The sequence below is a fragment of the Citrobacter sp. Ct235 genome (genome assembly GCF_030332305.1).
In the GTDB taxonomy this organism is placed as follows: Bacteria; Pseudomonadota; Gammaproteobacteria; order Enterobacterales; family Enterobacteriaceae; genus Citrobacter_A; species Citrobacter_A telavivensis.
In genome coordinates this window covers 1-20,961 of sequence record NZ_JAOWIC010000039.1, presented here as the reverse complement: position 1 = coordinate 20,961, position 20,961 = coordinate 1, and the positions used below count along the sequence as shown (strand labels likewise).

Annotated in this window: 16 protein-coding genes; 9 read left to right on the top strand and 7 right to left on the bottom strand. The window is 54.6% G+C overall.

What is annotated here, in order from left to right; translation table 11 throughout:
• Window position 1: 1 nt before the first annotated feature.
• A complete protein-coding gene (locus OGY35_RS04405) occupies window positions 2-1,747 on the bottom strand; it encodes a class I mannose-6-phosphate isomerase (protein ID WP_286631520.1) in 1,746 nt (581 codons plus the stop codon).
• 187 nt (window positions 1,748-1,934) lie between these two features.
• Here OGY35_RS04405 and OGY35_RS04400 point away from each other — a divergent pair, with 187 nt between their 5' ends.
• The 5 genes from OGY35_RS04400 to caiF all read left to right on the top strand — a co-directional run bounded on the left by OGY35_RS04400 (window position 1,935) and on the right by caiF (window position 9,385).
• Window positions 1,935-2,942: a LacI family DNA-binding transcriptional regulator gene (locus OGY35_RS04400; RefSeq protein WP_152405922.1), complete on the top strand. Its 1,008-nt coding sequence runs from the start codon at window positions 1,935-1,937 to the stop codon at window positions 2,940-2,942.
• 133 nt (window positions 2,943-3,075) lie between these two features.
• The gene (gene dapB / locus OGY35_RS04395) at window positions 3,076-3,897 is read left to right on the top strand and encodes a 4-hydroxy-tetrahydrodipicolinate reductase (RefSeq protein WP_286631519.1); all 822 of its coding nucleotides are present in this window, start codon (window positions 3,076-3,078) and stop codon (window positions 3,895-3,897) included.
• 457 nt (window positions 3,898-4,354) lie between these two features.
• Complete coding sequence (gene carA / locus OGY35_RS04390; protein WP_286631518.1) at window positions 4,355-5,503, top strand: glutamine-hydrolyzing carbamoyl-phosphate synthase small subunit; 1,149 nt, start codon at window positions 4,355-4,357, stop codon at window positions 5,501-5,503.
• An 18-nt stretch (window positions 5,504-5,521) separates the two neighbouring features.
• A complete protein-coding gene (gene carB, locus OGY35_RS04385; RefSeq protein ID WP_286631517.1) occupies window positions 5,522-8,746 on the top strand; it encodes a carbamoyl-phosphate synthase large subunit in 3,225 nt (1,074 codons plus the stop codon).
• Between the two features lie 249 nt (window positions 8,747-8,995).
• The gene (caiF, locus tag OGY35_RS04380; protein WP_152405918.1) at window positions 8,996-9,385 is read left to right on the top strand and encodes a carnitine metabolism transcriptional regulator CaiF; all 390 of its coding nucleotides are present in this window, start codon (window positions 8,996-8,998) and stop codon (window positions 9,383-9,385) included.
• Window positions 9,386-9,424: 39 nt separating this feature from the next.
• On the opposite strand, the gene caiE is transcribed toward caiF, so the two are convergent.
• From caiE to caiT, 6 genes are all read right to left on the bottom strand, one after another.
• On the bottom strand, window positions 9,425-10,021 hold the full coding sequence (caiE, locus tag OGY35_RS04375; protein ID WP_286631516.1) for a carnitine operon protein CaiE: 597 nt from the start codon (window positions 10,019-10,021) through the stop codon (window positions 9,425-9,427).
• A 343-nt stretch (window positions 10,022-10,364) separates the two neighbouring features.
• Window positions 10,365-11,150: a crotonobetainyl-CoA hydratase gene (gene caiD / locus OGY35_RS04370; protein WP_286631515.1), complete on the bottom strand. Its 786-nt coding sequence runs from the start codon at window positions 11,148-11,150 to the stop codon at window positions 10,365-10,367.
• Window positions 11,151-11,201: 51 nt separating this feature from the next.
• Entirely contained in the window at window positions 11,202-12,755 is a 1,554-nt protein-coding gene (gene caiC / locus OGY35_RS04365) for a crotonobetaine/carnitine-CoA ligase (RefSeq protein ID WP_286631514.1), read from the bottom strand.
• A gap of 62 nt (window positions 12,756-12,817) precedes the next feature.
• Window positions 12,818-14,035: an L-carnitine CoA-transferase gene (caiB, locus tag OGY35_RS04360; RefSeq protein ID WP_286631513.1), complete on the bottom strand. Its 1,218-nt coding sequence runs from the start codon at window positions 14,033-14,035 to the stop codon at window positions 12,818-12,820.
• Between the two features lie 143 nt (window positions 14,036-14,178).
• Window positions 14,179-15,321, bottom strand: a complete 1,143-nt coding sequence (gene caiA, locus OGY35_RS04355; RefSeq protein WP_152405913.1) for a crotonobetainyl-CoA dehydrogenase — start codon at window positions 15,319-15,321, stop codon at window positions 14,179-14,181.
• A 32-nt stretch (window positions 15,322-15,353) separates the two neighbouring features.
• Entirely contained in the window at window positions 15,354-16,871 is a 1,518-nt protein-coding gene (gene caiT / locus OGY35_RS04350) for an L-carnitine/gamma-butyrobetaine antiporter (RefSeq protein WP_152405912.1), read from the bottom strand.
• A 478-nt stretch (window positions 16,872-17,349) separates the two neighbouring features.
• Between caiT and OGY35_RS04345 the strand changes: the two genes are divergently transcribed.
• The 4 genes from OGY35_RS04345 to fixX are packed head-to-tail and all read left to right on the top strand — an operon-like array spanning window position 17,350 to window position 20,670.
• Window positions 17,350-18,123: an electron transfer flavoprotein FixA gene (locus tag OGY35_RS04345; protein ID WP_286631512.1), complete on the top strand. Its 774-nt coding sequence runs from the start codon at window positions 17,350-17,352 to the stop codon at window positions 18,121-18,123.
• A gap of 12 nt (window positions 18,124-18,135) precedes the next feature.
• Window positions 18,136-19,077 (top strand): electron transfer flavoprotein subunit alpha/FixB family protein, encoded by a 942-nt coding sequence (locus OGY35_RS04340; RefSeq protein WP_286631511.1) that lies wholly within the window; start codon window positions 18,136-18,138, stop codon window positions 19,075-19,077.
• Between the two features lie 22 nt (window positions 19,078-19,099).
• A complete protein-coding gene (locus OGY35_RS04335) occupies window positions 19,100-20,386 on the top strand; it encodes an FAD-dependent oxidoreductase (protein WP_286631510.1) in 1,287 nt (428 codons plus the stop codon).
• Entirely contained in the window at window positions 20,383-20,670 is a 288-nt protein-coding gene (gene fixX, locus OGY35_RS04330) for a ferredoxin-like protein FixX (protein ID WP_152405908.1), read from the top strand. Before OGY35_RS04335 ends, fixX begins: the two co-directional genes overlap by 4 nt.
• Window positions 20,671-20,961: the final 291 nt, after the last annotated feature.

The window sequence follows — 20,961 nt, the reverse complement described above, 5'->3', positions numbered from 1 at the left end:
CTTATCCTCTTACCCAGGCTTTGATGGTCGCCAGTTGCTGACCGACGCTGTCGCCTGAGGGTGAAATTCGGTATTCCCCAACGGCGGCGGGGATGATAAAGGTCTCTGCATAGTGAACGACAAACGGGGCAAACGCGCCGCTCGGGCTGTCAACTACCGCTTGTGCGCCTTCGACCAGATTCAGAACGTTAACACCGCCGTGAGTATGGTGTGTCACCGGCGTCGTAAACCAGTGGCGGCGGGTTTCGATAAACTCACGTTCATGCATCCCGGTTCTTTCTTCCCGCCAGCCGTCCCCTTCAGCGATGAGCTCAATGCGGTTGATCAGATTGTCGTGAACCCATTGCGTATCGCGCTGCCAGTCAATGACCTGTTGACCATGATCCAGATGGACGGGACGCGGCAATCCGTCCAGGCCCAGACGCCCCCAGTCCCACAGTTTGAAGGTAAAAATATAGGGCGTGGCGCTGATCTCCAGAACCATCGTCCCGGCCCCCGAGCAGTGCACGGTTCCGGCGGGGATGAGAAAGTGATCGTGCTTACGCGCGGGGATCTGATTGACAAAGCGTTCGTCATCAAAGGCTTTCTCGCCTCGTCCCGCCGCCCGCAAATCGTCCAGCATCGCTTCAGGCGCGATCCCGGTTTTCGTGCCCAGATAGACCACCGCATCGGGTTCTGCTTCGAGGATGTAATAACTCTCATCCTGGGTATAGTGCATACCAAATTGCTGCTGGATGTATTCGGTAACCGGGTGAACCTGAAAGCTCAAATTCTGACCGCCAATAGTGTCGAGGAAGTCAAAGCGAATCGGGAATTCCGCGCCAAAGCGAGCATGAACTTTCTCGCCAAGCAGGGCGCGGGGGTAGGTTAGCACCAGGTCCTGAGAGGGGATCTCGATCCGCACATGACCAAAACGCAGTAACAGGCTGTTTTCCTCGGGCACGCAATCAAAACACCACGCGTAATTGGGCGCTGAGGGATCGAGATCGAATTGTTGTTTCATCCACTGTCCTCCCCAGACGCCCGGATCAAAGAAGGGGGCGACGCGAAACGGTTGTGTGGTGGTTTGCTGCAACCCGGCACGTAGCGCGTCGCCGCTGACCATCACCGGCGCGTCTGCAACCGTGGTATCAAGCAAATAATCAGCGCGTTTAAGCAGCGGCGTTTTGTGTCGGTCAAAGACTCGCCATTCAATAAAAAAGGCGCGCTTATAGCGACGAAGAATATCTTCATCCTCGTTATCCGCTCCCCAGTTCCCCAGACCGTCATGACGCATTCGCTGTTGAATCTCCCAGCGTGGGAGATCGGCATACACCAGCACATCGCCGGGATGCGCCAGGGCCGCGCCTGACCCATAGACGATCACGAGACCGCTGGGAATAGCATCAATCTGTTGGCGCAACAGGTTGAGCCTGTGGGTATCAAAAAACTCGTCAAGATGGTGGCAGGAGAGAACGCCAAATACGCGGTCATCGGTCAGATTACGCGCCAGCAAATCATGCAGTGCCTGTTCATCACGGCGTGCGGATTCGATATTGACCACTAAGGCGGCGTTAAACGTCGTGACGAGCCGTTGTTCCAGTTCATCCAGTCGTACGCCCGGATAGCAATCGACAATCAGTATGGTTTTAGATGATTCGCAAACCCGGGCGTTAAGCACCGAATGGATCGCCGCCCAGCCTTGCCAGGCCTCGTCGTCATAACCCTGAACATCAACCTCAGGGAATTTATTGTAGGTTGTACGCATTTTCCGTCTCCGTATTGGCTAATTAAAGATTAATCGATTAACCTGATTTTCATAGGGTGGTTAACGCGATTAACCCGCCATAATCAGAAACCAGGGTGGTGAAAAGCACACCAGCGTGATGAGAATCACACGTATTGGGACCACATTGAGGTTATTCGATTAACCTTCAGGGAAAACAGGAGAAGTCATGACAACCATTACCCTGGCGCAGGTTGCGGAACGCGCAGGCGTCTCCACGGCGACCGTGTCGATGGTGCTGCGCAATCGGGGGCGAATTTCACAGGCAACGCGCGAACGCGTGCTAAAAGCGCTGGATGATTCTGGCTATGTCTATAACCAGACCGCAGCGAATTTGCGTAATCGCAGCAGTAATCAGGTTGGGCTCTTGTTGCATGATATTACCAACCCGTTTTATGGCGAGATGACGGCGGGGCTCAGTCATGAGATGGAACGGCACGATCTGCTGCTGTTTCTGGCGAACAGCGAAGAGTCAGGTGAGCGTCAGCAAAAGTTTGTTGACTCGCTGATGCGTAACAATGCCTGTGGCATGGTGCTCTGCGCGGCGCGGGAAACGCCGGGCTCATTTTTTGAAGCGCTAAAACGGCGCAATATCCCCGCCATCATGGTCGTTCGCCCGCTCAGCGATCCGGATTTTGATTTTGTCGGCACCGATAACTTTCTCGGGACGCAGATGGCAACGACCCATTTAGTCAACATGGGGCATAAAAATATCGCCTTCATTGGCGGCAGTCCAAATTCAGGAAGCCGGGCGCAACGTATTGGCGGATTTACCAGCACGCTACTGGAACATGGCATCTCGCCGAATCCGCAGTGGATCGTTGCCGCAGAGGCCAGCCAGATTGATGGCGCGAAAGTCGCAGAGGCTCTGCTGGTGCATCATCCGCACATTACCGCCGCCGTGTGTTATCAGGACATTGTGGCGCTGGGGGTGATGCAGGCGCTACGTAAAATGGGGCGTGAACCCGGGCGTGACTTTGCATTAGTCGGGTTCGATGATATTACCGAAGCGGCGTTGGTTCAGCCTGCGCTCACGACCGTATCGGTGGCGGCAAAAGAGATCGGTCGTAAGGCGGGAGAGTTACTTTACAGTCGTATTCAGGGAAACGATGAGCCGGCGAAACGCATTATTCTGCCGCCGGCGCTGGTGGTCAGAGAATCATGTGGTTTTCGCTGACCGTCATGCTTTTTACTGATATCTCTCTGTGTTTATCATTAAATTCTAATTATCGACGTTTTTGGCTAGCGGCATAACGATGTGCTGGGTAATCTGAAAACGATTTACATCATTTTAACGTAAGAGAATAACTATGCATGATGCACAGGTCCGTGTCGCGATAGCGGGCGCGGGTGGCCGTATGGGCCGCCAGTTAATTCAGGCAGCATTACAGATGGAAGGCGTTGCACTTGGTGCGGCGCTTGAGCGCGAGGGATCGTCACTGCTGGGCAGCGATGCCGGAGAACTGGCGGGCGTTGGTAAGACCGGCGTTACCGTGCAAAGTAGCCTTGAGGCGGTAAAAGGGGATTTCGATGTGTTTATCGATTTTACCCGTCCGGAAGGTACGCTGAATCATCTGGCATTTTGTCGTCAGCATGGTAAAGGGATGGTCATTGGCACCACCGGTTTTGACGATGCGGGAAAACAGGCGATTCGCGATGCCGCCCAGGAGATGGGTATTGTCTTCGCGGCGAACTTTAGCGTTGGCGTCAACGTGATGCTCAAGCTGCTGGAAAAGGCGGCGAAGGTGATGGGTGACTACACCGACATCGAAATCATTGAAGCGCACCACCGCCATAAGGTTGATGCGCCGTCAGGCACCGCGCTGGCGATGGGCGAGGCGATTGCCCATGCGCTGGATAAAGATCTGAAAGCGTGCGCCGTCTACAGTCGTGAAGGCTACACCGGCGAACGTGTACCGGGAACGATTGGTTTTGCCGCCGTGCGCGCCGGAGACATTGTGGGCGAACATACCGCCATGTTTGCAGATATCGGTGAGCGCATCGAAATCACCCACAAAGCGTCCAGTCGTATGACTTTTGCCAATGGTGCCGTCAGATCGGCACTTTGGGTGAGCGCAAAGCAAAACGGTCTTTTTGATATGCGAGATGTGCTTGATCTCAACAATTTATAGTCAATTATTACCTTTCGTGATGTGGTTATTGTAATCTCAATGCATTGATTACATAGGGCAATATTTTTATTGCCCTTTTATTTTGCGCGTTTACGTCTGTTATCTTAATTAATGGCAATAAAATTCATCTTTTCTCGCTGTTTTACGTTATCTGATTGTAAATTTTGACCATGTGGTCCACTTTTTCAAAGCGTAAGACTGTTTTTCACGCATAATTGTTCACGCAAGCGTTTTCCTGGCAGGGTTAGGTGATCTTTTTGCCTGTTAAATTCGATGAATTCATCCTGAGTCGTAAAAGAATATAAAAAATACCGCCTTTAAGTTGACTTTTGCCTGCCTTATCTCCAGAATGCCGCCGTTTGCCAGAAATCCACGGGTAAGCAAATTTGCATTGATCTATGCTATGAAAGTGCATTAATATGCAAATAAAGTGAGTGAATATTCTCTGGAGGGTGTTTTGATTAAGTCAGCGCTATTGGTTCTGGAAGACGGAACCCAGTTTCACGGTCGGGCCATAGGGGCAACAGGTTCGGCGGTTGGGGAAGTCGTTTTCAATACTTCAATGACCGGTTATCAAGAAATCCTCACTGATCCTTCCTATTCCCGCCAAATCGTTACTCTTACTTATCCCCATATTGGTAATGTCGGCACCAATGCCGCCGATGAAGAATCCTCCCAGGTCCATGCGCAAGGCCTCGTCATTCGTGACCTGCCGCTGATTGCCAGCAACTTCCGCAATACCGAAGACCTTTCTTCTTACCTGAAACGCCATAACATCGTGGCGATTGCCGATATCGATACCCGTAAGCTGACGCGTCTGCTGCGTGAGAAAGGGGCGCAGAACGGTTGCATCATCGCGGGCGATAACCTGGATGCTCAGCTTGCGCTGGAAAAAGCAAAAGCGTTCCCGGGCCTGAATGGAATGGATTTGGCGAAAGAAGTGACCACCACGGAATCATACAACTGGACGCAGGGGAGCTGGACGCTGGCCGATGACCTGCCGGAAGCGAAGACAGAAAGCGAGCTGCCCTTCCACGTTGTTGCCTACGATTTTGGCGCCAAGCGCAACATCCTGCGCATGCTGGTAGACAGAGGCTGTCGCCTGACGGTCGTTCCGGCAAAAACGTCGGCGGAAGAAGTGCTGAAGATGAATCCGGACGGGATCTTCCTGTCGAACGGTCCTGGTGACCCGGCGCCGTGCGATTACGCTATCGACGCGATTCAGAAATTCCTCGAGACCGATATTCCGGTGTTCGGCATCTGCTTAGGCCATCAGCTGCTGGCACTGGCGAGCGGGGCGAAAACCGTGAAGATGAAATTCGGTCACCACGGCGGTAACCATCCGGTCAAAGATATCGACAACAATACGGTGATGATTACGGCCCAGAACCACGGCTTTGCGGTGGATGAAGCGTCCATGCCGGCAAATCTACGCGTCACCCACAAGTCGCTGTTCGATGGTACCTTGCAGGGGATTCATCGCACCGACAAGCCGGCATTCAGCTTCCAGGGCCACCCGGAAGCGAGCCCGGGACCTCACGATGCCGCGCCGTTGTTCGACCACTTTATCGAGTTAATTGAGCTTTACCGTCAGTCCGCGAAATAATCAGGAGTTAAGAGAGCCATGCCAAAACGTACAGACATAAAAAGTATCCTGATTCTGGGCGCGGGTCCGATTGTTATCGGTCAGGCGTGTGAGTTTGACTACTCCGGTGCGCAGGCGTGTAAAGCGCTGCGTGAAGAGGGTTATCGCGTTATCCTCGTGAACTCCAACCCGGCAACCATCATGACCGACCCGGAAATGGCCGATGCGACCTACATCGAGCCGATTCACTGGGAAGTGGTCCGCAAGATTATTGAGAAAGAGCGCCCGGACGCGGTGCTGCCGACCATGGGCGGTCAGACGGCGCTGAACTGCGCGCTGGAACTGGAGCGTCAGGGGGTGCTGGCCGAGTTCGGTGTGACCATGATTGGTGCAACGGCTGACGCGATTGATAAAGCAGAAGACCGTCGCCGTTTCGACATCGCGATGAAAAAAATCGGTCTCGACACAGCACGCTCCGGTATTGCCCATACGCTGGAAGAAGCGTTGGCGGTAGCGGCCGACGTCGGTTATCCGTGTATCATCCGTCCGTCCTTTACGATGGGCGGCACCGGCGGCGGCATCGCTTACAACCGCGAAGAGTTTGAAGAGATTTGTACCCGCGGTCTGGATCTCTCCCCAACCAACGAGTTGCTGATTGATGAATCGCTGATTGGCTGGAAAGAGTACGAGATGGAAGTGGTGCGTGATAAAAACGACAACTGCATCATCGTCTGCTCCATCGAGAACTTCGATGCGATGGGTATTCACACCGGTGACTCCATCACCGTTGCGCCTGCCCAGACGCTGACCGACAAAGAATTTCAAATCATGCGTAACGCTTCGATGGCGGTACTGCGTGAAATCGGCGTTGAAACCGGCGGTTCGAACGTTCAGTTTGCGGTGAACCCGAAAAACGGTCGTCTGATTGTGATCGAGATGAACCCGCGCGTATCCCGCTCCTCGGCGCTGGCGTCGAAAGCGACTGGGTTCCCGATTGCAAAAGTGGCGGCGAAACTGGCGGTGGGTTACACCCTTGATGAACTGATGAATGACATCACCGGCGGTCGTACCCCGGCGTCGTTTGAGCCGTCTATCGACTATGTGGTCACTAAAATCCCTCGCTTCAACTTCGAAAAATTCGTCGGCGCTAATGACCGTCTGACCACCCAGATGAAATCTGTCGGTGAAGTGATGGCGATTGGCCGCACCCAGCAGGAATCTCTGCAAAAAGCGCTGCGCGGTCTGGAAGTGGGTGCCACCGGCTTCGACCCGAAAGTAAGCCTGGATGACCCGGAAGCGCTGACCAAAATCCGCCGCGAGCTGAAAGATGCTGGCGCCGAGCGTATCTGGTATATCGCCGATGCGTTCCGTGCGGGCCTGTCCGTTGACGGCGTGTTCAACCTGACCAACATCGATCGCTGGTTCCTGGTACAGATTGAAGAGCTGGTACGTCTGGAAGAAAAAGTCGTGGAGTTGGGCATCAACGGCCTGACCCCTGACTTCCTGCGCGCCCTGAAACGCAAAGGCTTTGCCGATGCGCGTCTGGCTAAACTGGCCGGTGTGCGTGAAGCGGAAGTACGCAAACTGCGTGACCAGTACAACCTGCACCCGGTCTACAAGCGTGTGGACACCTGTGCGGCAGAATTCGCCACCGATACCGCCTACATGTACTCCACTTATGAAGATGAGTGCGAGGCGAACCCGTCCGTTGACCGCGACAAAATCATGGTGCTCGGCGGTGGTCCAAACCGTATCGGCCAGGGGATCGAGTTTGATTACTGCTGCGTACACGCCTCTCTGGCGCTGCGTGAAGACGGTTACGAAACCATCATGGTCAACTGTAACCCGGAAACGGTCTCCACCGACTATGACACCTCCGACCGCCTCTACTTTGAGCCGGTAACGCTGGAAGACGTGCTGGAAATTGTGCGCATCGAGAAGCCAAAGGGCGTGATCGTACAGTACGGCGGTCAGACCCCGCTGAAACTGGCGCGTGCGCTGGAAGCGGCAGGCGTACCGGTTATCGGCACCAGCCCGGATGCGATTGACCGTGCGGAAGACCGTGAGCGTTTCCAGCAGGCCGTTGACCGTCTGAAGCTGAAACAACCGGCGAACGCTACCGTGACCGCGATTGAAATGGCGGTTGAAAAGGCGAAAGAGATTGGCTACCCGCTGGTGGTGCGCCCGTCCTACGTGCTGGGTGGCCGCGCGATGGAAATCGTCTACGACGAAGCTGACCTGCGCCGCTACTTCCAGACCGCAGTCAGCGTTTCCAACGATGCGCCGGTTCTGCTCGACCGCTTCCTTGATGACGCGATTGAAGTGGATGTGGATGCAATCTGCGACGGCGAAATGGTGCTGATTGGCGGCATCATGGAGCACATTGAACAAGCGGGCGTCCACTCCGGCGACTCCGCCTGTTCTCTGCCAGCCTACACGCTGAGTCAGGAAATTCAGGATGTGATGCGCCAGCAGGTGCAGAAACTGGCCTTCGAACTGCAGGTGCGCGGTTTGATGAACGTTCAGTTTGCGGTGAAAGATAACGAAGTCTACCTGATTGAAGTTAACCCGCGTGCGGCGCGTACCGTACCGTTTGTCTCCAAAGCGACCGGCGTACCGCTGGCGAAAGTGGCGGCGCGCGTGATGGCGGGCAAATCGCTGACCGAGCAGGGCGTGACCAAAGAAATTATCCCGCCGTACTACTCGGTGAAAGAAGTGGTGCTGCCGTTCAACAAGTTCCCGGGCGTCGACCCGCTGTTAGGGCCAGAAATGCGCTCCACCGGGGAAGTGATGGGCGTAGGCCGTACCTTTGCGGAAGCGTTCGCCAAGGCGCAACTGGGCAGCAACTCCACGATGAAGAAACAGGGCCGAGCGCTGCTCTCCGTACGCGAAGGTGATAAAGAGCGCGTGGTGGACCTGGCCGCGAAACTGCTGAAGCAGGGATTTGAGCTGGATGCTACCCACGGTACTGCGATTGTGCTGGGTGAAGCCGGAATCAACCCGCGTCTGGTGAACAAGGTGCACGAAGGTCGTCCGCACATTCAGGACCGTATCAAGAATGGCGAATATACCTACATCATCAACACCACCGCAGGCCGTCGTGCAATTGAAGACTCCAGGGTGATTCGCCGTAGCGCGCTGCAATACAAAGTGCATTACGACACCACGCTGAACGGGGGTTTTGCCACGGCGATGGCGCTGAATGCTGATGCGACGGAGAAAGTGACCTCCGTTCAGGAAATGCACGCGCAAATTAAAAAATAAGCGGCGGCAGCATTAGCCTTTGTTTTAAAAACGGTTCCGGAAACGGAGCCGTTTTTTTATGCACTCAGTTCATTCCTGGGGGTATATTGCACGCCAGGGCGACTTTCAATGTAACAAGCAAGATTTGGCTCACACTAATGCGCCGCTAAGTTGCTTACTATTATTTAATCCCACAATTTCAATATGGTCTTGTTTTGTATTTGATGGACAGGGCATAGCAAGATTTTTAATTTGTGAAATGGTGTGCTTATGTGTGAAGAATATGTTGAAAAACCGCTTTACCTGTTGATCGCTGATTGGGTGATGGCAGAAAAGCGTTGGGTGAGTGCGAAAGAGATTGCGAAGCACTTTAATATGGATCACTGCAAAGCGATCAATACCGTCTCTTATATTCTCGCTGAGGTCGGGGAAATTAATTGCGAGACTAAGACTATCCCTAATCAACTGGAAGGTCGTGGATGTCAGTGCCAGCGACTGGTCAGAGTGACACACATTGATCCGCAACTGTATGCTCGTCTGGGGCATAGCGCGCAGGAGAAGATGGTCAACAAATCGCCGCGGATGTCGGCGGTGCCGCCGTCAGAACTGAACCGCGAGCAGAAATGGCAGATGATGCTGTCAAAAAGTATGCGTCGGTAATCTTTTGTTTGCCGGATGGCGCAGTGCCATCCGGCATGATTACATTGCCGATTTGGGCTTCACCTCGGTCGTGCCCTTCAGGCGCGGTCGGTTTGCTTCCACCGCCGTTAACGGCGACGTTTCCCGTAGCGATGCCCGACAGCGCACGGCGAGATCCTGATATTCCTGCGTATTCAGCCGTTTCCAGTACAGTTCCTGTTCGCTGACGTCACGAACGACGCGGGCCGGCGTGCCGACCAGCAACTGCCGCGCGGCACCGGTAAATCCGGCTTTGACGAAGCTCATGGCGGCGACAATGCTTTCGTCACCGATCATCGCACCGTCCATGATTACGCTGTTCATTCCAACCAGCGCGTCCCGGCCAATCACACAGCCGTGCAGGATGGCGCCGTGTCCGATGTGTCCGTTCTCACGTACCACCGTGTCCGTATCGCAGTAGCCATGCATGATGCAACCGTCCTGGAGGTTGGAACCCGCTTCGAGGATCAAGCGGCCATAGTCACCGCGCAGCGAGGCGAGCGGGCCGACGTAAACGCCAGCCCCCACGATCACATCGCCAATCAGTACCGCGCTGGGATGCACATACGCCTCGGGATGGACCACGGGAATTAAGCCTTCAAAGGCGTAGCAACTCATCGACATACCTCAATTGTTTTTTGCCGGATGGCGGCGTAAACGCCTTATCCGGCCTACAGGGCAGCGTATATTTTGCCGGATGGCGTCGTGAACGCCTTATCCGGCCTACAGGGCCGCGTATGTTTTGTCGGATGGCGGTGTGAACGCCTTATCCGGCCTACAGGGCCGCGTATGTTTTGCCGGATGGCGGCGTGAACGCCTTATCCGGCCTACAGGACAGCGTATATTTTGCCGGATGGCGGTGTGAACGCCTTATCCGGCCTACAGGGCTGCGTATATTTTGCCGGATGGCGGTGTGAACATATGGGCGGCGTAGGCCTGATAAGCGCAGCGCCATCAGGCATTACCGTCCCTTCCAGACCGGATCGCGTTTTTCAGCAAACGCCAACGGCCCTTCGAACGCATCTTCAGAATGCAGCACGGAAGGATAGTGCTTCAGCACGCCGCTGCGGATGAAGCGATAAGCCTCTTCCACCGGCATTTCACTGGTTGCGCGGTAAATCTCTTTCAGTGCGGCGATCGCCAGCGGGGCGCTGTTCACCAGCTGTTGTGCCAGTTCACGTGCGCTGGCCATCAGCTCTTGCTGGCTGACCACGCGGTTGACTATCCCCCAGCGCTGAGCTTCTTGCGCATTCATGCGTCTGCCGGTCATGACCATTTCGTTGACGATTGCCGGGGGCAATATTTTCGGCAGGCGCAGAACGCCGCCGCTGTCCGGTACGATGCCAAGTTTGGCTTCAGGGAGCGCAAAACTGGCGTTATCGGCACAAACAATAAAGTCTGCCGCCAGCGCCAGTTCAAAACCACCGCCGAAGGCATAGCCATTGACGGCGGCGATCACCGGTTTGTCGAGATTGAATATTTCGGTCAGACCAGCGAATCCACCAGGGCCAAAATCTGCGTCCGGCGCTTCACCTTCCGCGGCGGCTTTTAAATCCCAGCCGGCGGAAAAGAATTTTTCACCTGCGCCCGTGACGATCGCCACGCGCAGCTCGGGATCGTCACGGAAATTAAGAAAAACCTCGCCCATTTGAAAACTGGTTTTTGCATCAATGGCATTCGCTTTTGGCCTGTCCAGCATAATTTCCAGAATCGGCCCATTGCGGGTTAAATGTAAAGATTCACTCATGGTTCATCTCCAAAAATAGGATGTCTGGCAGGGCTATTCCTGCCTGTAGGGTTATTTCAGATTTTTTTTGATTATTTTTCCTGAACAATTTCGCGGCAGGTCGGTTCTAATCTCCATAATTGAAGGGACTTTAAATTTCGCCATATTTTTTTCACAGAAGCTGAAAAATTCCTCTTCACTGAGCGTTTCACCTTCGTTGAGTACCACAAAAGCTTTTATTGCCTCATCGCGAATTGAATCTTTAATTCCGATAACGACAATGTCCTGAATTTTAGGATGTGCTGAAATAATATTTTCCAGCTCTACGCAGGAGACGTTTTCCCCTCCGCGCTTAATCATGTTGCAGCGACGGTCGACGAAATAGAAAAAACCGTCCTCATCGCGATAGCCGGAATCACCGGTATGCAGCCAGCCGGTTGGTTCAAGCGTTTTGGCCGTCGCGTCTGGTTTGCCGTAGTACTCTTTGAAAATCGTTTTACCCGGCACGCCCTTGATGCAGATTTCCCCGATTTCACCTGCGGGCAGCGCGCGGTTCTGCTCATCGCGAATTTCCGCTTCGTAACAAAAACCGGGACGTCCGATGGAGGGCCAGCGTCGCTTATCGCCGGGGCGATCGCCGATGATGCCGACGATGGTTTCCGTCATGCCGTACGAGGTCAACAGACGCACCCCGAAGCGCTCAAGAAACGCGTCTTTTTCCTGCACCGACAGATTGAGATAGTACATCACTTCCCGTAAGCGGTGCTCTTTGTCCAGCGGCGAGGCGGGTTGAACCATCAGCGTTCTGATCATCATCGGAATACATTCCGTGACGGTCGCACGGTATTTACGTATCTGTCCCCAAAAGGCGCGGGCGCTGTACTTCTCAATCAGCACAAAGGTTGCGCCTGCCGAAAAGGCGGCCATGGCGGCAGTGCACTGGCAGTCGATGTGAAACGCAGGCATCACCGTCAGGTAAACGTCGTCATCTCGCAGGGCGCATTGCCATGACGAGTAGTAGCCGGCAAAACGCAGGTTGTAGTGGGTGATCACCACCCCCTTAGGTCGGGAGGTGGTGCCGGAGGTAAACAGGATTTCGGCCATGTCGTCCGTGGACAACGCTGGGGTATCGCGCAATGTCGTCGGCTGCTGGTCCTTCAACGGCGTAAAATGGCTTACGCCGTCAGCCACAGGTAACGCCTCGCCAATCAGGCAGATATGGTTAAGCAGCGTTGCGTTTTCCTGTTGAATCTGGCGATACATCGGATAAAAAGCCGCGCTGGTCACCAGCAGCTGAACCTCGCTGTTTTGCAGGATCCACGTGCTTTCGTCGCGCAGCAGGCGGGCATTAATTGGCACCATGACCGCGCCAATTTTTGCCAGCCCGAACCAGCAAAAGAAAAACTCCGGGCAGTTATCCAGATGCAGGGCAACCTTATCGCCTTTGCGAATGCCCAACGCGTGGAAAAGGTTTGCCGTCCGATTGATTTCCTCGTTAAGCGAGGCGTAGCTGTACTGGCGCACGACCCCTTCACTGGATTCGCAAATCAACGCCGTTTTACTGCCATATACCCCGGCCAGGTCGTCCCACATCTGACGTAGGTGTTGTCCGCCAACGATATCCATTGCACTCCTGTCCATCTTCACTGGCGATGCGCTAACCAGACTGCCCGGTCAGCGCGTCGCGTTTAGTTCTCAACCTTGGCCAGACCTTTACTGACCAGTTCCTTAATGTCTGCGTCGTTGTAACCGATATTTTTCAGAATGGCGGCCGTATCCATGCCATGCGACGGCATGCCACGCCAGATTTTCCCCGGGTTGTTTTTGAATTTCGGCATGATGTTTGGCCCTTTGCAGGTGCGGCCATCCATCGTTTGCCACTGGGTGATGGATTCGCGGGCAACGTACTGCGGATTGCCTTCCAGTTCAGGAATGGTCAGCACTTTGGCGCAGGCGATGTTCAGCTCAGCGAAACGCGCCTGGACTTCCGCGATGGTGTGTACGCCCAGCCACGCATCCAGTTTCTCTTCGACCAGCGGTCCGTACGGACACTCGACGCGATGAATTAACTGTGTTCCTTCCGGCACTTCCGGCGTACCGAGAATGTGGGCCAGGCCGATGTCTTTAAAGCATTCGGTGACCTGCGTAATCCCGACCAGCTCCATCACGATGTAGCCGTCGGCGCATTTATACAGCCCACAGCCGGCGTAGTAGGGGTCTTTACCTTTGGTCATACGTGGGCAAATTTCGCCGCCGTTGAAGTAATCCATCATGAAGTACTGACCCATGCGCAGCATCACTTCGTACATTGCGACATCGATACTTTCGCCTTTGCCGGTTTCCCGCACCTTATGCAATGCCGCCAGCGCGGCTGTGGTGGCCGTCATGCCAGAGAAGTAGTCGGCGGTGTAGGGGAATGCGGGCATGGGCTGGTCGACGTCGCCGTTTTGGATCAGATAGCCGCTGAAGGCCTGAGCAATGGTGTTATAGGCCGGAAGGTTGGTGTACTCCTCAGTACCGTACTGGCCGAAGCCGGACAGGTGAGCGATAACCAGTTTCGGGTTATGTTGCCACAGGACGTCATCGGTAATTCCCCGACGGGCAAATGCCGGCCCTTTACTGGCCTCAATGAAGATATCGGTGGTTTCCATCAGCTTCAGAAACGCTTCCCGACCTTCATCTTTAAAAATATTCAGCGAGAGCGCGTGCAGATTACGCCGCGACAATTGCGGATAGTTTGGCTGAACGCGGATGGTATCGGCCCAGGCGACGTTTTCGATCCAGATAACTTCAGCGCCCCATTCGGCAAACATCTGTCCGGCGAACGGCCCGGCGATTTCGATCCCGGAGAAAACCACCCGTAGCCCGGCAAGCGGCCCAAAAGCCGGCATTGGTAGACGATCCATAAAATACTCCTGAATAATTTGTAGGCCTGATAAGACGCAAGGGTCGCCATCAGGCAATCGACGCCGGATGGCGGCGTAAACGCCTTATCCGGCCTACAAAACATGGGCCCGGTAAGCGCAGCGTCACCGGGCATGTCGCTGTCTTAACGGTATTGCTTCAGTACGGCACGGCCGAGCGTCAGGATCTGCATTTCGTCAGAGCCACCGGATACGCGGTCAACGCGCAGGTCACGCCAGAAGCGGGTGATACGGTGGTTGCCCGCAATCCCCACGCCGCCAAGAACCTGCATGGCAGTGTCCACTACGTCAAACGCGGCATTGGCGCAGAAGTATTTGCACATCGCCGCATCACCCGAGGTGATGGTGCCGTTGTCTGCTTTCCACGCCGCTTCCAGCAGCATGTTTTTCATGGAGTTTAATTTGATCGCCATATGGGCGAATTTCTCCTGGATCAACTGGAAACGACCGATGGTTTCACCAAACTGCACGCGCTGGTTGGCGTAGCGCGCGGCATCTTCAAAGGCGCACATTGCCGTACCGTAGTTGGTGAGGGCGACGAGGAAACGTTCGTGGTCGAACTCTTCTTTTACGCGGTTAAAGCCGTTACCTTCCCGACCGAACATGTCTTTTTCGTCCAGCTCGACATCGTCAAAGTTGATTTCACAGCAGCTGTCCATGCGCAGACCCAACTTCTCAAGTTTGTTGACCTTGATGCCGGGTTTACTCATGTCGACAAACCATTCGGTATAGATGGGTTTATCCGGGGAAGCGCCGTCTCTTGCCATGACCACGATATAAGGGGTGTAGGCGCTACTGGTGATAAAACACTTACTACCATTAAGATAAACCTTACCATTTTTGCGGGTATAAGTGGTTTTCAAACTCCCAACATCCGATCCCGCTCCCGGTTCGGTGATGGCGGAGTTCCACATTTGTTTCCCCGTTCCCTGGAACGCCATGATTTTATCGATCTGCTCCTGGGTGCCTTCGCGCAGGAAGGTATTAAAACCGCCCGGCAACTGGTACAGCACGTAGGTAGGTGCGCCGAGGCGTCCCAACTCCATCCAGACGGCAGCCACGGTGACGAATCCGGCTTCCAGGCCGCCATGTTCTTCCGGGATCAGCAGGCTATCGATGCCCATATCCGCCAGCGCTTTCACGAAACGCTCCGGATACACGCTGTCGCGATCGCACTCGGCAAAATAGGCTTCCCAGTTCTCACTGGCCATCAGTTCACGAATACCGGCGACAAACAGTTCCTGCTCATCATTGAAATTGAAATCCATCTTCTAACCTCTATGTCATGGGGTAATTAGGTTTATTTATCTTTCCAGTGCACTTTGGCGTCTTTGATAAAGGAGAGCGTCACCATAATGTTGACGAAGAACAGCGGGCAGCCCCCGGCGATAATCGCGGTTTGTATCGGCTTCAGGCCGCCGAGCGCCAGCAGCACGATGCCAATCACGCCGACCAGCACGGACCAGCCGATACGCACCAGCAGCGGCGGCTCTTCACCATCGCGAACTTCACGACAGGTCGACATCGCCAGGGTGTAAGAACAGGCGTTGATCAATGTGACGGTGGCAATAAAGCAGAGGATAAAGAATCCCCACATCGTGGCGGTGCTGAGCGGCAGGGCGGCCCAGGTTTCGATAATTGCGCGCGGCACGCCGTGATCGGCAATCAGTTGCGGAATGTTGATGATGTTTTTATCCATCAGCAGCAGGGTGTTACTGCCCAGCACTGTCCACAGGATCCAGGTCGATGCCGTCAGGCCCAACACCATGCCGAAGCACAGTTCGCGCACGGTACGACCGCGAGAGATACGCGCCAGGAAGATACTCATCTGGATGGCGTAAATCACCCACCATGCCCAGTAGAAGACCGTCCAGCCCTGCGGGAAACCGCCTTTGCCGATGGCATCGGTATAGAACAGCATGCGTGGCAGGTACATCAACAGCATCCCGACGGAGTCGGTGAAGTAGTTCATGATGAAGCTGGCACCGCTGACGATGAATACCCAGCCGAGCATCAGGAAGCTCAAATAGCTGCGCACGTCGCTGGCGATTTTGACCCCTTTTTGCAGGCCGCAGGCCACGCAAATGGCGTTCAGAATTATCCAGCAGGTGATGATGATAGCGTCAAGTTCCAGGGTGTGCGGAATACCAAACAGCCACTGCATGCACTCGGTCACCAGCGGTGTCGCCAGCCCAAGGCTGGTTCCCATCGCGAAGATCAGCGCCACCAGGTAGAAGTTATCAACGATAGTGCCGAATAGCCCTTTCGCATGTTTTTCGCCAACCAGTGGAACCAATGTTGAACTTGGGCGAATAACGTCCATTTTGCGTACAAAGAAGAAGTAGGCGAAGGCCACGGAAAGGAAGCTGTACGTTGCCCACGGCAGCGGCCCCCAGTGGAACAGACTGTAGGCCAGACCTATCTCTTTCGCCGGCGTTGAGCCCGGCGTCAGCGCGAACGGCGGCGTGGAGATGTAGTAGTAAATCTCTATCGATCCCCAGAACAGCACGGCGGCTGAGGTACAGGAGGCGAACATCATGAAAATCCAGCTGGCGGTGCTGAACTCCGGTTTCTCGTCACCTAATTTCTTTTTCGCGTAGGGGCCAAACACCAGCCAGAACCAGCCGATGAGCATAATGACCATATACCACTCAAATGCCCATCCCCAGACATTGGTGACATAACTGAAGACGGCATTAATAACGACGTTTGCGGCATCGAGATCGCGTACCGTTAGCCAGCAAAGTATCCCGACTATTATTAGCGGCGGGAAAAAAACCTTTGGCTCAATTCCAGACTTTCTTTTTTCATTTTTCATGAGTGAATTCCAGGTTGAAAACGAAATTTATTTAGCGTTCCCGTTTGTTTTATTTTTGTTTATTTTTATTAAATATTTGTTGATACCCGTTTAACCTCAGGACGCGTTGGCAAGTAACTCATAATGGGTATTCATTTTGCGGCATTCTGTAACGTTCGTCACACTTCTGGGTTGGGGCGTTTTGGCGCCAAAATTACAATAAAATAAATATAAATCATTAGGTTAATGATGTGATTGTTCGGTTTTACATCGTTTGTCGTTCAATATTGGTGATCTGCCAGGCAATATTGAAAATCTTTCTTTTTGGCGCTGGGTTTCAATATTGGTGAGGCGCTTAACAATATTGAAAGTTGCGAATATCAGTGTGTGACATTTTCAATATTGGTGATTATGGTTTTATTTCCGAATTAAAGAGCGTGATATCTGTATTTAACACCGCCGATATAAATACGTTTCCTTCATGATATCTGGAGATGCAATGAAGATAATTACTTGCTACAAGTGTGTACCTGATGAACAGGATATTGTCGTCAATCACGCAGATGGTTCATTAGATTTCAGCAAAGCAGATGGCAAAATCAGCCAGTACGATTTGAACGCGATTGAAGCGGCCTGTCAGTTGAAACAGCAGGCCAGCGATGCGCAGGTGATTGCCCTGAGCGTAGGAGGCAAAGCGTTAACCAACGCAAAAGGGCGTAAGGATGTCCTCTCCCGCGGTCCGGACGAACTGGTGGTGGTCATTGACGACCAGTTCGAGCAGGCGCTGCCACAGCAGACCGCTGCGGCGCTGGCCGCTGCCGCACAAAAGTCGGGATTTGACCTGATGATTTGCGGCGATGGCTCTTCCGATCTCTACGCGCAGCAGGTCAGCCTGCTGGTGGGTGAAACACTGAACATTCCCGCCATCAACGGCGTGAGTAAAATCCTCTCCCTGACGGAAAGCACGCTGACCGTTGAACGTGAACTGGAGGATGAAATCGAAACGCTGAGCATCCCTCTTCCGGCGGTCGTGGCCGTCTCCACCGACATTAACTCCCCACAAATTCCGTCCATGAAAGCCATTCTGGGGGCGGCGAAAAAACCGGTTCAGGTCTGGTCAGCGGCCGATATTGGCTTCAGCGGCGGGGACGCGTGGTCCACACAAACGGTGGCCGCGCCAAAACAACGTGAGCGCCAGCGCATTGTGATTGAAGGCGATGGTGAAGATCAGATTGCTGCGTTTGCCGATAGCCTGCGCAAAATCATTAATTAAGAAGGGGATGTTATGAGCAAGTTTTCCAGCGTCTGGGTATTCAGCGATACCGCGTCTCGTCTGCCGGAACTGATGAGCGGCGCGCAGGTTTTAGGTGAACAGGTTAACGCATTTGTGCAAAACGCCGACGAGGCGACCACCGCCATTCAGTTGGGCGCGCATCACGTCTGGCAACTGAGCGGCAAACCGGACGATCGCATGGTGGAAGACTATGCGCACGTGATGGCACAGACCGTTCGTCAGCAGAGCGATTCTGGCCTCGTGCTGCTGCCTAACACGCGTCGCGGCAAACTGCTGGCGGCAAAACTGGGCTATCGCCTTGCGGCAGCGGTCTCTAATGACGCCAGCGCGGTAACGCAGCAGGATGGCCGGGCGACGGTCAAACATATGGTGTATGGCGGTCTGGCGATGGGTGAAGAGACGCTCTCTACGCCGTTTGCGGTACTGACGCTCAGCAGCGGCACCTTTGAGGCGCTGCAGCTGGATGCCGCACGCAGCGGCGAGACGCACGGCGTGGCATGGCAGGCGCCGGAGATTACCGTCACGCGCACCGCCACCCAACCACGTCAGAGTAACAGCGTCGATCTCGATAAAGCCCGACTGGTGGTCAGCGTCGGACGCGGCATAGGCAGCAAAGAGAATATCTCACTGGCGCAAGCGCTGTGCCAGGCCATTGGCGCAGAACTGGCTTGTTCGCGCCCGGTCGCCGAAAACGAGAAGTGGATGGAGCATGAGCGCTACGTCGGGATCTCGAACCTGATGCTCAAACCGGAACTGTACCTGGCGGTGGGGATCTCCGGGCAGATCCAGCACATGGTGGGGGCGAACGGCGCGCAGACCATTTTTGCCATCAACAAAGACAAAAATGCGCCGATCTTTCAGTATGCGGATTACGGCATTGTCGGCGACGCGCTGAAGATCCTGCCCGCGCTGACGACCGCACTGGCACGCTAATCCATTCAGGCAGGGAGTACGTATGTCCGAAGATATCTTTGATGCCATCATCGTGGGCGCCGGGCTTGCCGGTTCCGTCGCGGCCCTGGTGCTCGCCCGTGAAGGGGCCCAGGTGTTGGTTATCGAGCGCGGAAATTCCGCTGGCGCGAAGAATGTTACCGGTGGGCGCATTTACGCCCACAGCCTGGAGCGCATTATTCCAGGCTTTGCTGAGCAGGCCCCTGTTGAGCGGGTCATCACCCACGAAAAGCTTGCTTTTATGACCGATAACGGGGCGATGACCGTGGACTATCTCAACGGTGAAAAGGCGGACCCGTCGCAGGTCTCTTATTCGGTGTTGCGCAGTAAATTTGATGCCTGGCTGATGGCGCAGGCGGAAGACGCTGGCGCGCAGTTGATCACCGGGATCCGCGTGGATAACGTCGTTCAGCGCGATGGCAACGTGGTTGGCGTGGAAGCGGACGGCGACATCATTGAATCCAGGGTGGTCATCCTCGCCGATGGCGTCAACTCCCTGCTGGCAGAAAAATTGGGGATGGCGAAACGCGTTGAGGCGGCGCACGTGGCGGTCGGTGTGAAAGAGCTGATCGAACTGCCGAAGTCGGTGATTGAAGATCGCTTCCAGTTGCAGGGTAACGAAGGGGCGGCCTGTCTGTTCGCCGGATCGCCCACGGATGGCCTGATGGGCGGTGGCTTCCTCTATACCAACGAAAACACCCTGTCACTGGGGCTGGTGTGCGGTCTTCATCACCTGAAAGAGGCGAAAAAATCAGTCCCGCAAATGCTGGAAGATTTCAAGCAGCATCCGGCGGTTGCGCCGCTGATCGCGGGTGGCAAGCTGGTGGAGTACGCCGCGCACGTGGTGCCGGAAGCAGGGATGAACATGCAGCCTGAACTGGTGGGCGACGGCGTGCTGATTGCCGGCGACGCGGCGGGCATGTGTATGAACCTCGGCTTTACGATTCGCGGGATGGATCTCGCGGTGGCGGCTGGCGAAGCGGCGGCGAAAACGGTGCTCTCCGCCATGCAAAGCAACGACTTTAGCCGTCAGGGGCTGGCGGAGTATCGCCAGCATCTCGACAACGGTCCGATGCGCGATATGCGCATGTACCAGCGGCTGCCCGCGTTCCTCGATAACCCGCGCATGTTTACCCGTTATCCGGAAATGGTCGTCGGTATCGCACGCGACCTCTTTACCGTCGACGGCAGTGCGCCGGTGCCGATGCGTAAGAAGATCCTGCGCCATGCGAAGAAGGTGGGCTTCATCAACCTGATGAAGGATGGCATTAAAGGAGTGACCGTATTATGACTTCTCCCGTCAACGTGGACGTCAAACTGGGCGTCAACAAATTCAATGTCGATGAAGAGCATCCGCACATCATCATGAAGGCGGTACCGGACAAACAGGTGCTGGAGGTGTTGATCAAGGCCTGTCCGGCCGGGTTATACAAAAAGCAGGATGATGGCAGCGTGCGCTTTGATTACGCCGGATGTCTGGAGTGCGGCACCTGTCGGATCCTGGGACTCGATACGGCGCTGGAGAAGTGGGAATACCCGCGCGGTACCTTCGGTGTGGAGTTCCGTTACGGTTAAACCGGGTGCCGGATGGCGGCTTCGCCTTATCCGGCCTACGGAAGATAAATAGGCCTGATAAGCGCAGCGTCATCAGGCATTAAGGTAAATAAAACAGTACAGGTAGACACTCCACTGCCGGAGGGCGGCTTCGCCTTATCCGGCCTACAGGGGATTATGTAGGCCTGATAAGCGCAGTGTCATCAGGCATTAAGGTAAATAAAACAGTACAGGTAGACACTCCACTGCCGGAGGGCGGCGAAAACGCCTTATCCGGCCTACGGGGGATAAGTAGGCCTGATAAGCGCAGCG

What these genes read in the sequence shown, in the direction of transcription:
- dapB (WP_286631519.1), top strand. Translation starts at nt 3,076, where the DNA reads ATGCATGATGCACAGGTCCGTGTCGCGATAGCGGGCGCGGGTGGCCGT.
- OGY35_RS04340 (WP_286631511.1), top strand. Translation starts at nt 18,136, where the DNA reads ATGAGCAAGTTTTCCAGCGTCTGGGTATTCAGCGATACCGCGTCTCGT.
- OGY35_RS04400 (WP_152405922.1), top strand. Translation starts at nt 1,935, where the DNA reads ATGACAACCATTACCCTGGCGCAGGTTGCGGAACGCGCAGGCGTCTCC.
- OGY35_RS04405 (WP_286631520.1), bottom strand. Translation starts at nt 1,747, where the DNA reads ATGCGTACAACCTACAATAAATTCCCTGAGGTTGATGTTCAGGGTTAT.
- caiT (WP_152405912.1), bottom strand. Translation starts at nt 16,871, where the DNA reads ATGAAAAATGAAAAAAGAAAGTCTGGAATTGAGCCAAAGGTTTTTTTC.
- caiB (WP_286631513.1), bottom strand. Translation starts at nt 14,035, where the DNA reads ATGGATCGTCTACCAATGCCGGCTTTTGGGCCGCTTGCCGGGCTACGG.
- caiF (WP_152405918.1), top strand. Translation starts at nt 8,996, where the DNA reads ATGTGTGAAGAATATGTTGAAAAACCGCTTTACCTGTTGATCGCTGAT.
- OGY35_RS04345 (WP_286631512.1), top strand. Translation starts at nt 17,350, where the DNA reads ATGAAGATAATTACTTGCTACAAGTGTGTACCTGATGAACAGGATATT.
- caiC (WP_286631514.1), bottom strand. Translation starts at nt 12,755, where the DNA reads ATGGATATCGTTGGCGGACAACACCTACGTCAGATGTGGGACGACCTG.
- caiA (WP_152405913.1), bottom strand. Translation starts at nt 15,321, where the DNA reads ATGGATTTCAATTTCAATGATGAGCAGGAACTGTTTGTCGCCGGTATT.
- caiE (WP_286631516.1), bottom strand. Translation starts at nt 10,021, where the DNA reads ATGAGTTGCTACGCCTTTGAAGGCTTAATTCCCGTGGTCCATCCCGAG.
- fixX (WP_152405908.1), top strand. Translation starts at nt 20,383, where the DNA reads ATGACTTCTCCCGTCAACGTGGACGTCAAACTGGGCGTCAACAAATTC.
- carB (WP_286631517.1), top strand. Translation starts at nt 5,522, where the DNA reads ATGCCAAAACGTACAGACATAAAAAGTATCCTGATTCTGGGCGCGGGT.
- OGY35_RS04335 (WP_286631510.1), top strand. Translation starts at nt 19,100, where the DNA reads ATGTCCGAAGATATCTTTGATGCCATCATCGTGGGCGCCGGGCTTGCC.
- caiD (WP_286631515.1), bottom strand. Translation starts at nt 11,150, where the DNA reads ATGAGTGAATCTTTACATTTAACCCGCAATGGGCCGATTCTGGAAATT.